The organism is Rhizobium sp. LEGMi-198b, assembly GCF_054114205.1.
Genome location: NZ_JBSYVH010000003.1, coordinates 271,632 through 285,546, shown reverse-complemented (window position 1 = coordinate 285,546; position 13,915 = coordinate 271,632). Strand labels below are relative to the sequence as shown.

Annotated in this window: 11 protein-coding genes and 1 pseudogene; 4 read left to right on the top strand and 8 right to left on the bottom strand. The window is 58.7% G+C overall.

Going from position 1 to position 13,915, the window contains the following annotated elements; translation table 11 throughout:
• Nucleotides 1-127 precede the first annotated feature (127 nt).
• The 4 genes from ACXHXG_RS14205 to ACXHXG_RS14190 form a co-directional block, all read right to left on the bottom strand.
• Nucleotides 128-910 carry an ATP-binding cassette domain-containing protein gene (locus tag ACXHXG_RS14205; RefSeq protein ID WP_285169727.1) on the bottom strand — a complete coding sequence of 261 codons (783 nt, stop codon included), beginning with the start codon at nucleotides 908-910 and terminating at the stop codon, nucleotides 128-130.
• A complete protein-coding gene (locus ACXHXG_RS14200; protein WP_457899656.1) occupies nucleotides 903-3,158 on the bottom strand; it encodes an ABC transporter permease in 2,256 nt (751 codons plus the stop codon). The genes ACXHXG_RS14205 and ACXHXG_RS14200 overlap by 8 nt, the downstream gene beginning before the upstream one ends.
• Nucleotides 3,159-3,238: 80 nt before the next feature.
• Entirely contained in the window at nucleotides 3,239-4,321 is a 1,083-nt protein-coding gene (locus ACXHXG_RS14195) for a substrate-binding domain-containing protein (RefSeq protein ID WP_104827782.1), read from the bottom strand.
• A 372-nt stretch (nucleotides 4,322-4,693) separates the two neighbouring features.
• Nucleotides 4,694-4,927, bottom strand: coding sequence for a helix-turn-helix domain-containing protein (locus ACXHXG_RS14190; protein WP_457899655.1), 234 nt, complete (start codon nucleotides 4,925-4,927; stop codon nucleotides 4,694-4,696).
• Between the two features lie 128 nt (nucleotides 4,928-5,055).
• Here ACXHXG_RS14190 and ACXHXG_RS14185 point away from each other — a divergent pair, with 128 nt between their 5' ends.
• The 3 genes from ACXHXG_RS14185 to ACXHXG_RS14175 all read left to right on the top strand — a co-directional run bounded on the left by ACXHXG_RS14185 (nucleotide 5,056) and on the right by ACXHXG_RS14175 (nucleotide 8,211).
• Entirely contained in the window at nucleotides 5,056-5,625 is a 570-nt protein-coding gene (locus ACXHXG_RS14185; RefSeq protein WP_457899654.1) for a YcxB family protein, read from the top strand.
• A 260-nt stretch (nucleotides 5,626-5,885) separates the two neighbouring features.
• Entirely contained in the window at nucleotides 5,886-7,124 is a 1,239-nt protein-coding gene (gene serA / locus ACXHXG_RS14180; RefSeq protein ID WP_283052988.1) for a phosphoglycerate dehydrogenase, read from the top strand.
• Nucleotides 7,125-7,326: 202 nt separating this feature from the next.
• Complete coding sequence (locus ACXHXG_RS14175; RefSeq protein ID WP_457899653.1) at nucleotides 7,327-8,211, top strand: MBL fold metallo-hydrolase; 885 nt, start codon at nucleotides 7,327-7,329, stop codon at nucleotides 8,209-8,211.
• Here the strand turns inward: ACXHXG_RS14175 and repC are convergent.
• From repC to ACXHXG_RS14155, 4 genes and pseudogenes are all read right to left on the bottom strand, one after another.
• A pseudogene (gene repC / locus ACXHXG_RS14170) lies at nucleotides 8,208-8,402 on the bottom strand (replication initiation protein RepC); the annotation flags it as partial. The gene ACXHXG_RS14175 and the pseudogene repC overlap by 4 nt on opposite strands.
• Before the next feature lie 37 nt (nucleotides 8,403-8,439).
• A complete protein-coding gene (locus ACXHXG_RS14165; RefSeq protein ID WP_457899652.1) occupies nucleotides 8,440-11,835 on the bottom strand; it encodes an acyl-[ACP]--phospholipid O-acyltransferase in 3,396 nt (1,131 codons plus the stop codon).
• A gap of 90 nt (nucleotides 11,836-11,925) precedes the next feature.
• A complete protein-coding gene (locus ACXHXG_RS14160) occupies nucleotides 11,926-12,207 on the bottom strand; it encodes a YiaA/YiaB family inner membrane protein (RefSeq protein WP_104827797.1) in 282 nt (93 codons plus the stop codon).
• A gap of 37 nt (nucleotides 12,208-12,244) precedes the next feature.
• Nucleotides 12,245-12,934 carry a PspA/IM30 family protein gene (locus tag ACXHXG_RS14155; protein ID WP_285169723.1) on the bottom strand — a complete coding sequence of 230 codons (690 nt, stop codon included), beginning with the start codon at nucleotides 12,932-12,934 and terminating at the stop codon, nucleotides 12,245-12,247.
• Nucleotides 12,935-13,044: 110 nt separating this feature from the next.
• Between ACXHXG_RS14155 and ACXHXG_RS14150 the strand changes: the two genes are divergently transcribed.
• Complete coding sequence (locus ACXHXG_RS14150) at nucleotides 13,045-13,653, top strand: TetR/AcrR family transcriptional regulator (RefSeq protein ID WP_283052993.1); 609 nt, start codon at nucleotides 13,045-13,047, stop codon at nucleotides 13,651-13,653.
• Nucleotides 13,654-13,915: the final 262 nt, after the last annotated feature.

The window sequence follows — 13,915 nt, the reverse complement described above, 5'->3', positions numbered from 1 at the left end:
GCACTTCAGGTGCATTCACAAATTGTGCCCTAGTATTAGGTTTTTCACAAGATTGTTGTCGCTAGCGGAGCAACCAAGCCGGTCCGAATGTGATGAAAACGCCTCCGAAGGTCTATAAGGTGGCCGATCAGGCATTTCTTGCCTCATCGGCTGTCAGCGCAGTCTCCCGCGTGCCGGAAACAATTATCTCCAAGACTTCGTGCTCGTCAGTGTTTTTGATGTAGCGGTCGCCGACATATTCACCGCGCTTGAGGACCATAACGCGATCACCCACAGCGAAAATATCGACCAGGCGGTGCGAGATGATGATCTGAGCAACGCCTTGTTTCTTCAACTCGAGCATGGTTTCGAGCAGCCGTTCGGTCGCCATCACGGAGAGGTTGGCGGTCGGCTCGTCGAGAATTACGACGCGCGGGTCGAACGAGATCGCCCGGGCAATCGCCACGGATTGCTGACGGCCGCCCGACAGGCTCTCAACCTTTTGATAGACGGAGTTGACGTCGACTTTGAGCCGTTTCAGCACGCCATCGGCTTCCGCATACATCTTCCGGCGGTTGACGAAGGGGCCCTTGAGCGGCCAACGGCCAAGAAAGATGTTTTGACCGACGTCCATGTTCCCGCAAAGCGCGAAGTCCTGATAGATCATTTCAATGCCGACATCGCGGCTCTCATGCGGGCTCTTGAAGTGCACCGCTTGACCGGCAACAAGGATTTCACCCGCATCCCGTTGATAGGCACCGGTCAGGATTTTCATCAGAGTGGATTTGCCGGCGGAGTTGTCACCGACCAGGCCAAGAATTTCCCCGGGATAGAGCACCAGGTCGACTTTGCGGAGCGCCTGCACAGCTCCGAAAGCCTTTTCGACGCCTCGCATTTCCACAATCGGCTGTAGTGTTATCTCGTCAGCCATGGATGCCTTCCTCTGTTCGCGCGCCCCTTGCGAGGCGCGCTCGCAGGCGTCCGAAGATATTGGCCTGGCGCACCCATATATCGATCAGCACCGCGACAATGAGGATGACGCCGATGAAGACATTGATCCAGTGCTGCGGCATGCTGAACCCCTGAACGTTGAGCTGAAGGAGCGCCCGAACGAGCGTGATAACAGCCGCGCCCGCCAGCGAACCGATCACCGTGCCATAACCGCCGAAGATTGATCCGCCGCCAATGATGACCGAAGCTATGGCGTCAAGCTCACGGAACTGGCCGGCGACCGGATTGAAGCTGCGGAAGTATGCGACGTTGATAATGCCGGCCATAGTTGCGCAGAGCGCGGCCAGCAAAAGGGAGATGAAGCGTACCCGGTTCGTGTTGATGCCGGCGTAGGCAGCGGCACGGACATTGCCGCCGGCGGCACAGACCTTCAGCCCGAACGGTGTGTAGGCAAGCACGATGCCGGCGATAATGGCAACGAAAAACATCCAGATCGTCTGGACGCTAACAACCTCAGCCACCGTGCGAATTATCCCCGGCGGCAACGTAAGGCCGAAATGGAGGAGAACGTCATTCATTTTTCGACCAAGAAGATTGTAACCTTCTGGCCAGCCGGTCAGTTGTTGTCCCGCGACAAACCAGGCGGCCATGCCGCGCGCAATGTAAAACATGCCAAGCGTGGCTATGAAGGCGGGGAGTTTGAAGCCGATTGTCACGACGGCGTTGACGAGTCCGGCGACCATCCCCACCAGCAAGGCCATCGTAACTGCGGTGAGCGGATCGGCACCCAGCACCTTCAAGAAATAGGCTGCGGTGCTGCCGGCCAGGGCAAGCACCGCGCCGACGGAGAGATCGATGTCGCCGGCTGCGATGACGTAGGTGAGCCCGACTGTAATGATTGCCAGCTCCGTGTAGTTGAGCAGGATGGCAAAGGTGTTGGACAGGTACCACCAGTAATCCGGCCTTAACGCGAGGCCTGTCAGCCACAACACGACTGTGAGGATAATCGCGAGAGCGTCGCGTCGGGCGAGAAATTTGCCGAGCCCCGTCGCAGACAGTGCCGTATCGGTCGCCATAGCTCCCTTGGTCTGGACTCCCTCAAGTGCCACGCCACCCATTTCATAAGCGGGCGGCGGCGGCCTACCGCGAAGCCACGCCCAAAGCCGGCCCGCGATCTGGCGGCGAATGAGGATAGGCTCAACAAGCACGGCGATAACAAGAAGCAGACCTAGAAAAACCAGCACCGCACCCGCGGGCAACGTGAACTTGGCGCCGACCGCAATGCTTTCACCGTCGATAACGACAGTCCGCGTGATCGGCCAGCCTTCACGCAAGACCTTGTCGATCAGGACGACGACCGCAGTGCCAAGGCACGATCCGATGACCCGCCCGCGCCCGCCAAGGATCGACGCACCACCAATAATGACGGATGCTATGACGGTGAGCTCCCAGCTTACGCCGTAGAGAGGCGTCACGCCCTTGTCCTGCGCGGCCGACAGGAGAGCGGCAAGTGTGGCGCAAAGCGACGAGAGCAGATATGCGCGAATGCGCACCCAGCGCGTGCGAATGCCGGCATAGACTGCCGCTTGTTCGTTTCCCCCGGTGGCGAAAGTCTCGTAACCCCAGCGGGTCCCGGCAAGCACATAGGCCCCGATGGCAGCGATGAGGAAGAAGATCGCGATCTGGTTGTTGAACCCCAAAGCATTTGTCTCCCCCAGGTGGAAGAGCAGCGGATGGTCTTTCGCCTTGTCGGAATAGTAGATCGCCTGTCCATGCGTGAACGCGAGCACGAAGCCACGACCAATGAAAAGCATTGTCAATGTCGCTATGAACGCAGGTACCTTCAGGATCGTAACAAGCGCGCCGTTGATCAAGCCAATGGCCGTGCCCAGCAGCACACAGAGGATCACCGACGTCGTAACGCTGAAATCGAGAAAGTTCGGGGCAAAGAGTCTGGCAAAGACGACGGCGACCAGGCCATATGTCGATCCGACCGAAAGATCGAGATCCCTGTTGGCGATCACAAACGTCATTCCTACCGCGATGATCCCCACACGGGAAGTGTCACGGAGAAGCGCATGCAGGGCTTCGGTTGATCCGAAAAACGCCGGATTGACGAGAGTGCCGCCAAGATAGAGCAACGCAAGGAAGATCAGCAGCCCGACCTCCCAGCCACCAGCGAGCTGAGGTGGCGCACGGCCCAGCGATGTCGTCGCAGTAAGCGCCATGATTTTTACCGACCAATCCTTGCCACCCGCGTTGCGGGAGGGCTTGTGCCCTCCCACATTCTCCAGATGCTTCGAGCGGCTTAGTTTTCGAAGCGCTTGCCAACCTTTGCGACCGTGTCCTTCGTCACGAGCTGGGCTCGCGTGTCGAGATTGGCGGCCGCAATGCCACGATCAATTTGCAGATAGAGCTGCATGACAGGCCAGAAGCCCTGCAGGAAAGGTTGCTGTCCCAGCGAGCCGGTCAGATTTCCAGCGGCAATACCTTCCTGCTGCGCCGGGCCGAGATCGAAACCAAAACTACAGAACTTGCCGGTTCGCCCCATCTGAGCCACTGCCTTGACGAGCGGTGGCGTAAAGACGTTGTTGGCTGTGAAGGCGCCGACTACGTCGCCGCGGGACTCGAACAGCGAAACAAGTGCGTTGACCGGATCGTTCGGGTTGGTGTCGATGCCGACATTCTCCGGACCCGCGTCAACCTTGAAGGCGTCGAGCTTGCCGGCGTCCTTCAGCGTCTTAACGATGGCGTTGAAAGCGGCGGTCACGCGATTGTTCACCTCGATGTTGCCCATCGCAGTGGAGGACGGCAGGACAATCGAGCCGCTGGTCGCTCCGCTTGCGAGCACGCATTTTGCGAGCGCCTCACCGCCGATTGCCGCCGCCGACGCATCCTGACCGGTATGGCTTATGCTGCTCCGGTCCAAGAGGTTCGCATCGAACGAGTTGGTTGTGGCAACTGGGATACCAGCCGCTTCGGCAGCCTTGACGATATCATTATAGGCGCCGACCTGCGGCGTCGTCATGATAATCCCGTCAATGGTCGGATCTTGAACGATCTGGTTGAGGATCTCGATCTCGCGGGCGGGATCGTCCACGGGCGATTCCGAACCCAGCAGCAATATCTTGGCCCCGATCATGTTGCCGGCAACGGTCGCGCCGACATAGACAGGGTCAAAAAAGCCGTTGCCCGCTGTGTGCGTTACAATTGCGAAGGTCAAATGACCATCAGCCGAATGGAAATTCTTCGTGCCGGGATCTTCCTTGGCGGCTTCAGCGAAATTGTAGCCGCCAACCGCCTTCTCGACGCTGCCGGACTGCGCAAATGCATGCGAGATGCCAAGTGATAGTGCCGCGGCCGATACCGTGTACAGCAAAATCCGCCTCATGATTGGTCCTCCCTTGAACCGAGGGAGAAAAGCCGTTCGGGCGCAATTTATCGGGAATGGGGCCGAAGGCTTTTTCCCATTTGCTAATATTCTTCGCAATTCTGATGCAAGTAAACGGTCAACTCATCGTATTGGCGAATTTGTTCGCTCCGAAAACACCCGATGATCGTTTTTCGCGGAATTCGACGGGTCGGCAAGCCTGGAGAAGTTTCTGGCAGGTCAGTTCCGACCGCGTTCCCCGATCCGATTTATGATCTGACGGGTGAGCCCAAGCCGAAGAATCCGAGCGGAGTTCGCCGCTGCGCGAAGGCTCGTTTGGGTTCGTATGCCGCGACCGGCAACTCGCCGGTCTCTCATGTGACCAATGTGATTTTAGCTACGGTTGAGGGAGGCGTCCAGATCGATATGAACCCTTTCGGCGATACCGGAGAGGTAGTCCCGCGGCGTATTTCCGAACGCTCTTCGGAATGTTCGCTGAAAGTAAGAAAGATCTGAGAAGCCGGCCTCGAAGGCAATTGTGGATATGAGTTCGACCCGCGTATCTAACCAGGGGCTTGTCGAAATAATCCGAGCAGGAGATGATCGCTCTGCTACCCCGCATTGCACGATCCACCTCGGCCATGTGTGTCAGGAAGAGAAGTCTCCACTCTGCAATAGGTCATCTTATGTCTGAGATTCCCCGCACTTCGGTTCCCAAAATCTGGCCGGCAAGCCGTGAGCCGGGTTTCCATAAGGTGTTTGAACTAACCCTGGATGATCATCTGGCGATTCAGCACACGACGCGCCAGCTACTGCCACTGCGGTCTTCCGTGCTTGCCATCTCGTTCATTGCGCTGTTCGTCGCTCTCATCACAAGCTACGATAGCTGGCGCTCCGGCAACGTGGTGCGGTTTGTCTTGGTGGTCGTCGCGACGGTGGCTCTATGCGCTCTGGCAACGGTCGTCCTGATCAAGCCGGCGCGCGCACTGCTGCGCGCCATGTATCGTCGAAGGCTGGTCAAAAATGGCGGAGCGGGCGTACCGGTCGAGGCATGGGTGGATCAGGAAGGTATCCGCTTTACAGCGAACGGTCAGACGCTGAGCTGCCCGTGGCCGTCGCTCCGCGCGATCGAGGAAGAGAATGGCACTTTTTATTTCTGGATGTCCAAGACATGGGCGCATGTCTGGCCTGATCGCATTTTCGCTTCCGCGGAGGAACGACAGCATTTCCGCGACTATATTTTGAAGTGGTCCGGGCGTCCGATCGCCTCGCCGCCAGTTCTCGCCAGACTCGGCGCTGGCGGACGGGCCAATCTTCCAGATTGAGAGAACGCGGCCTCGGGCGGCGGCGACACTTGCGCTCGCTCGCAAAACATCGCCGAATGTGCTTTCTCATCTTCGATCGGTTATCAGCCGATTTCCCAAAAGTCGTCGGCCGCGGGCGTAGTCCCTTGCCGCCAAATAGCTTGAGTTTGTTCTTGCGCTGTCCGTTGGATGGTCGCTAAAGCATGTTGCCATATCTGTGCGTTTCTCTGGCCGACAAGCGACCTCGGCTTAATCGAATGCGACAATCGAAGGCAATTCAAATGACCCGACATCTTTCTCTTCCGCGCGATCGGATTTCCGTACTTCTGCTTGAGGGCATCAGCCAGAGCGCCGTGGACTACTTTTCGTCGTCCGGCTACGTCAATCTCACGCATTTGCCGAAAGCTCTGGATGACAAGGATCTCAAAAGTCATATAGCCGATGCGCATATTATCGGAATTCGTTCACGCACACATCTGACAGACGAAATTTTCAGATCCGCCAAAAAGCTTATCGCCGTCGGTTGTTTTTCCGTGGGGACAAATCAGGTCGATCTGAATGCAGCGCGTCGACGCGGGATCCCCGTATTCAACGCGCCTTATTCGAATACGCGCTCGGTTGCAGAGCTTGTGATCGGCGAAATCATCATGCTGACGAGGCAGATTTTCCCGCGTTCAGCATCCGCCCACAAAGGTGGGTGGGAAAAATCGGCCGTAGGCAGTCGTGAGGTGCGCGGGAAAACGCTGGGTATCGTCGGCTACGGCAACATTGGGTCGCAACTTAGCGTCCTTGCGGAAAGCATGGGCATGATCGTGCGCTATTTCGATCCTTCAGATAAGCTTCGCCACGGCAATTCAGAGTCGATGGCAACGCTCGGCGAGCTTCTCGAAATCTCGGATTATGTGACGATGCATGTTCCGGAAACCAGTTCGACGCAAAACATGATCACTGAAGCCGAACTGCGCAGGATGAAAAAGGGAGCCATTTTCATCAATAATTCGCGCGGGACCGTGGTGGATCTCGAAGCGCTTGCCAAGGTTTTGAAAGAAGGACATCTCGCGGGTGCGGCTGTGGACGTGTTCCCGAAGGAGCCGGCATCAAATAGCGAGCGCTTCGAAACGCCGCTGCAAGGCTTGGATAATGTCATTCTCACTCCGCACATCGGCGGGTCGACCGAAGAAGCCCAGGAGCGCATTGGAAGGGAAGTCTCCAGGAAGCTTGTCGAGTATTCCGACGTCGGCTCGACGCTGGGCGCGGTCAATTTTCCCCAGGTTCAACTGCCGCCACGTCCAAATGGAACGCGTTTCATCCATGTTCACGAAAATCGCCCTGGCATCCTGAACAATCTGAATACGATCTTTTCGTCCCGTGGACTGAATATCGTCGGTGAGTTCCTGCAGACCTACGGCGAAACGGGTTACGTGGTCATTGAAGTCGAGGACGTTGGCGAGACGCCGGATGACATACTTGACGCGCTTCGCCAGATTCCGGGGACGATACGAGCTCGATTGGTTTACTGACGCCGGTGGGAAATTGGCATTCTCTAGGTGTTTCTGAGAGAGCTTTGTCGCCAGCGACCCAATCAGGCTAAGATTCACGCAAGGGGCGAGTCCCGTCACTTAAGAAAAGCCGATGGTGTGGAAGAACAGCGACATGCGCTCTGGCGCGGCATTGCGATCTTTCGACAGGCCTTATGCCGAAAACCACTGAAAGCTGCCCTTGATGGATATCACCGTTGAATTGTGTTCGTATCCCGATCTCGATGATCGCATCGCCATTATCAGAGCAGCGGACGAAGTCGACAGCGTCTTCGTCCGCACCGAGAGATTCAACGTTCTGATTGATACGCTGGCGACCCCGGCCCTCTGTGCGAGGGCACTCAAACTGCTTGGCGGTCATTTGCAGGATCGACCGCTCGTTGTCGTCAACTCCCATATGGACTGGGATCATTTCTGGGGCAATGCGGCACTCCCCGGCGGAGTGCCGATCGTCGCGCATGCCAAAGCACTCGAGCGGTTGCGTGATCCGTCATCCCGGCAAACTCTCAGCGACAAGATGCAGGAAAGCGCGCGGTTCCATGATGTCGAGATCATCCCTCCCAATATCACCTTTGCCGGCGAGGAGATGGCGCTTCATGGCGGGGATCTCACGCTGGAGCTCATTCACACGCCCGGGCACGCTCCCGACCATGTGTCTGTGTGGATTCCCGAGATCGGTGTCTGCCTAGCCGTCGACGCAGTCGAGACGCCGATTCCGGAAGTTTGGAGCAAAGCTCCGGCTGACCTGCATGCGCTTTGCTCATCGTTGCAGCGGATCCGTGATTTGAAGGCAAATCACGTCATCCTCGCGCACGGCCAAACCTCTGCACCATCCATCGTGGACGAAAATCTTTCCTATTTCGCTAGTTTGCGCGACCGCGTCGCCGAACTAGCTGATGAACACTTGGCTGATCCGGCTCTAAACGAGCGACCCGGCCTACGACTACAGGATTTTGTCAACGTCCCGGCTGCGATGCCGGCGGAGACCGTCGTCTTCTACGAGAACTGCCACAAATCGAACCTTCGCGCGGCTGTCGAAGCGCGAAAAGCCACGTTTGCGTTCATTTAGTGCGGATAGGCTTTTGTCGGCCTATCCGCTCGATTAAGCAGAAACCTGAAACACACCATCAACATCGGTCGAAGCGAAAGCTCGCCTCGTTCCGCCTTGCGGGTGAAGTTACGCAAATAACCACCCGCATTGTTGATGTGCCCTGCCCTCGTCACCGCAGCCGCGGTTTTCGTCCCGGGCGCATTGCAGGCGTTAACCACCGACCGCTTTGCTGCCCAGGTACGAAACTTACGCCGCCTGCGACTGCGACAGTCCTTCCATCGCCACGGCGCGCGCCGTCACGAAATCGATCTTGCCAGAGCCGAGTACCGGCACCTTGCCGACGGTGACTTCGGCAGGGACCATCATTTCCGTGGCGCCCTTCGATTTGGCGAATGCCAGGAAATCGCTTCGGTTCGCATCCGGCGCATCGGTCAGCAGGATAAGACGCTCGCCTTTCTTCGCGTCCGGTACAGCCGATACGACGCTGAGAGCACCAGGCCAGAGCTGCGCGGCAAGGGTCTCCACGGCGGCAAGCGAGATCATTTCGCCGCCGATCTTGGCAAAGCGCTTGGCCCGGCCGCGAATCTTGACGAAGCCGTCCTCATCGATGGTGACGATGTCGCCGGTATCGTGCCAGCCCTCCGGCAGCGGCTCGATGACGCCGGGATTTTCGGCGCGCAGGTAGCCGGCCATCACGTTGGCGCCGCGAATAAGAAGACGGCCGCCCTCGTCGATACCGGGAACTGGATCGAGCTTCCATTCCATCCCTGGCATGATCTTTCCGACTGTTCCCGTGCGGTTGTACATCGGCGTATTCAGCGAGATCACTGGGGCTGCCTCGGTCACGCCATAGCCTTCCAGGATACGCAGGCCGAATTTCTCCATATAGACCTCGCGGGTCGACGCCTTCACCGGCTCGGCGCCCGAGAAGATGTAGCGGATCGACCGGAGGTCGTAAGGATGAGCGGTGCGCGCATAGCCGTTCAGGAACGTATCCGTGCCGAAGACGATGGTGGCGTTCGAGACGTAGATCAGCTCCGGCACGATGCGGTAGTGCAGCGGCGACGGATAGAAGAACACCGGCACGCCCGAAACCAGCGGCAGGATCGTACCCGCCGTCAGGCCGAAGGAATGGAACATCGGCAGAATGTTGAACACCTTGTCGCCGGGGTGGAAGTCGATGCGCGAGGCCGCCTGGGCTGCGTTCGAGAGGATATTGCGGTGGCTGAGCACCACGCCCTTCGGCGCACCTTCGGAACCGGAGGTAAAGAGGATCACAGCCGGATCGTCGGCACTGCGCTTGACCAGCGGCCGGTACTTGCGGACGAGACCGACGATCTTGTCCAGCGAGGTGACCTGCGTGCGCAGTTCGTCCAGCCACACGAACGTCACGTGCTTTTCGAGTTCCTCGACCACCGGGCCGAGCTTGGCCTGGGTGATGAAGGCGCGTGAGCAGAGGACATGCTTGACCTCTGCCGTACGGCAGGCGGACAGGATGTTGGCTGCGCCGGCGGTAAAATTCAGCATGGCCGGAACCTTGCCCGCCGACATGACGCCGAGGACGGTCGCGGCCGTGCCGTTGGCGTTCGGCAGCATGACGCCGAGCGTCTTCTCGTTCGGGAACATCTTCCGGAACTTCGCGCCCAGCACCGCAGCACCGGTCAGGAGCTTGGCATAGGACAGCTTGCCGGCAATCGGATCTTCGACGGCGAGCTTCTTGCCGCCATATTCATGGGCGCTTTCGATGACGCGGCCAAGCACCGTGTTGTCGGTGTCGGCGGTGCGGAACATCAGCGTCGACATGATCTGATAGAGAGCGGCACCGGCCGCGATGCGCCGCTTCCTGCCCTTGAGTTCCGCCGGAACGTCGAGCTTGACCGGCTCAAGGATCGTCACCTTGACCTTGGGGAAGAGACGGCGGCGAACGTGGCTTGAGGTCAGATAGGAGGCGTAGCTCTTTTCCAGACCATCGATGCGAACGGGCACGATCATCGCGCCGGTCTTGTCTGCGACCATGGCCGCGCCGTCATAGACCTTCATCAGCGTGCCGGTGACGGTCAGGCGACCCTCGGGGAAGATGCCGACCGGGCTGCCATCCTGGATCACCTTGATCAGCGAGCGCGTCGCCATCGGCTTCGTCGGGTCGAGCGGCAGGAACTTGCACTTGGTCAGCAGCGGCCGCACCCACCATTTCTTGGCGAAGGCATAGTCGATCGCAAAGACAGGCTCTTCCTCGGTGATGGCAAGCGCCAGAGCACCGTCGAGCAGGCTCACATGGTTGAGCGCGATGATCGGCGCCGGGCCGGCCTTGCGGATGTTTTCAAGACCTTCGACTTCCAGCCGCATGAAGGCGCGGAAGATGATGGAGATGAGATCGCGGAAGGCGTTGGTCGGCAGCATTTTCAGCATGACCCAGGCGATCGCGATGTTAAGCACGGAGATGCTGAGAATGATGACCGGAACAGACAGGCCGATAGCCTGCAGGACAGCGACGAGCGCCAGGCCGACGGCAATGAAGAGAGCGGACAGGACATTCGATGCGCCGATGACGCGGGCGCGGCGATCCTCATGTGCCCAGCTCTGCATGGCCGAGAAAGTCGGAACGGCCAGGAAGGCACCACCGATTGCCATGCCGGCGAGGTCGATGGCAACGCGAATGGTCTTCGGTCCGGCAAAGAAGGCAAGAATGGTTTCGGCGTGGGCGGTCGACTGAAGGCCCCACAGGTTCCAGGCGAGATCGAGACCGAAGAGCGCAACAATCAGCATGCCCACGGGCGCCGGCAGCAGCACGATGCGGCCTGCAGCCATCCAGCCGGCGATGGCCGAGCCGATGGCAACGGAGATGGCAAAGATCGCCAGATAAGCAGGGACGACAATTTCCGAGCCGCCGAGGATGTCGGTCACCATGACCGGCAGCATCGACATGATGAAGGAGCCGACGAACCAGAACCAGCAGTTCATCAGCGAGGCGCGCCAGATGCGGCTATCGGCGCGAAGTTCGTTCACGAGCCTGTAGCTGGAACGCACGACATTGGTGTCGACGACCAGATCCGGCGCCTTGGAACCGGTCGAGGGGATCATGCGTGCAGCAAACCAGCAGAGGATGGAAAGCCCCATCATCATCGGGCCGAAGATCCAGACATTCTCGCCCTCGCGGAAGGCGACTGCCGCAACCATGGTGCCCGTGAGAATGGCGATGAAAGTGCCGCCCTCGATCCAGGCATTGGCCTTGGGAAGATCCCGGCTTTCCAGATGATCCGGCAGGATGCCGTATTTGATCGGCCCGAAGAGCGAGGAGATGACGCCAAAGCCGAAAAGGGCGAGCATCAGGATCCAGATGGACGAGAAGCCGATGCCGACGACGGAGATCGCTGCCACGCCAAGCTCACATCGCTTCAGAAGCTCAGCCATCTTCGCCTTGTCATATTTGTCGGCGAGTTCGCCGGCAATCGCCGACAAGAGCAGAAACGGCACGATGAAGATGCCGCCGGCAAGCGTCACCAGCGCCGCACCCTCCGTCGCCATCTGCGCTAGAATGACAAAAACCAGAGTCTGCTTGAGAAAATTATCGTTGAAAGCGGTGAGGAACTGCGTCCAAAACAGCGGCGCGAACTTCCTCGATCTCATTAAGTGCTTTTGCATGGCGTACCCCTCATTCAGCCAACAAGACGCCACAGAGTTATTACGCAAAGGTTGAGCGCGGATACAACTCTGCGGCGTCGTTAATAAAGTTTAGTCCTGACCGTCACGATTGAACTTAACCAGCAGCTTTTCCGTGCGGGCATCCTCTACCTTGCGGATCAGCCTGTCAGCCTCGGCATTGTCGCGGATCGTCTTGGTCACGTTGACCGCCGTCTGCACCAGCATCAGGATGCCCATGGCGAGATAGCCTTTGCCCCAGAGATCGATCGGCATCATGTAGAGACCGACGAACAGCATGAAGGCGGCGGCGCCGAAGGAGATGTAGGAAAAGCTGACCCAAGCCTGGGAGTGTTTCTGGAAGCTGTCGTTCATGATCGTATCCTCTCTTATGTGTTTGATGTGTTTGGTTTCAGGCTGCTGAATTCATGCGTTCGCGAAGGCGGGCGAGCACGCCATCGGCCGAGGGGCCAAGCGGTGCGCCGAAGCCGGCGCTGGCGAGTTTTTCGATGGCGATTTCGGGCCGGCTCGCGGCGTCCATTTCCTTCATGGCCGATGCGGTGATCTCGCAGCGATTTTGATAGGCCTGGAGGCGGGCAAGCGTTTCCTCGGCCTCGTCGAGCGTAACCAGGCCAGCGGCGGCGTCGCTAACGGCATTAAGCTTCTGTGTCTGTTCGGTGGCACGAGCCAGCCGCTCGCCACGCTGCAATTGCTGCAGACGCGCTTCCGATGCGCGGACGGTTGCCTTGAGCTTACCGATCGTCTGGATGAATTGCGCCTGTGCCTTCTCGGAGGCATCGCGCTCAGCCTCGAGCTGGGCAATCGCTTCTGCCGCTTCCCGGGCAAGCTCGTCACTGCCCTTCTGCAGGGCGGCAATGGCCCGGGTTTCCAGATCCGCGATGCGCGCGGTGATCGCCATGTGCTGGCTCTTTTCCTGCTCATTCTGCGCAATGGCAACCGCCACTGCTCGCCGCGCCGACTGGATGGCGCTCGCCGCGTCGCGGATCTGCTGCGCAAGCAGCGGCACGGCATTGCGATCGATGAACGCCTGCTCCGCATCGTAGGCCCGGCCGCGGATGAGCGTCAGAATTGAATTGAACATTTGTCGTCTCCCGTTTATGAACGATGTTCATGAAACGATGTATGCCAGAATCGTGAACGACGTTCAAGAATAATTTTGAACGACGTTCAAAAATCGGATTGGAATGGTTAATGGCGAGAAAAACCCTGGAAAAGCGCGAGGATCTGAGGTTGCGGCTGATCGAGGCGGCGCGAAATCGCATCGCGGCCGACGGCCTTTCCAACCTCAGGGCACGCGACGTCACGCAGGATGTCGGCTGCGCTCTTGGAGGTCTCTATACGGTCTTTGCCGATCTCGACGATCTCGTCATTCACGTCAATTCGTCGACGCTGAAGGCGCTTGAAGCCTCGCTGACGCTGGCGGAGGTCAAGGATCACACGCCGACGGACCGCCTGCGCAACCTCGCACGCGGTTATCTGCGGTTCGCGGTCGCTCATCGCAATCTATGGAAGGCGCTCTTCGACCATCGGCCGCCGGATAATCGCCCGAGCCCCGAATGGCATCTGGAAGAGCACATGTTTTTGATGGGCATCATTGCCGAGCCGCTTGCCGAACTGCAGCCGACCATGTCGGAGACGGCGCGCGCCATCCGTGCGCGAACCTTGTTCGGCGCCGTTCACGGCGTCGTCAGCATCAGCCTCGAAGGGCGGTTCGTCGGCCTGCCGGTCGAAAGTCTGGAGCGGGAGCTCGACGACTTCATCCTGACGGTCGCGGCCGGAGCCGCGGCAAGGCAGGGCTAAAGCATGCCAGGGGATTGGGAATGGCGTGCCCGATCATCGCGCTATGTACAGTAACGCGCTGACAACAGAGACGCCGCCGATCGGGGCTAAAAATAGGAGCAGGAGTTCAAGTCCGAGCGCCCACATCAGCAATTTCTGCTGACCCGGCGTCAAGTGCGGAGGCTTTCTTTCCGGCTTCCGAGGGCTCCCTCCTCCTCCATAGAACCCATTTAAATCGCGATACATTTGCGCCTCCATCATTTATGGAGAAACTATGGTTGCT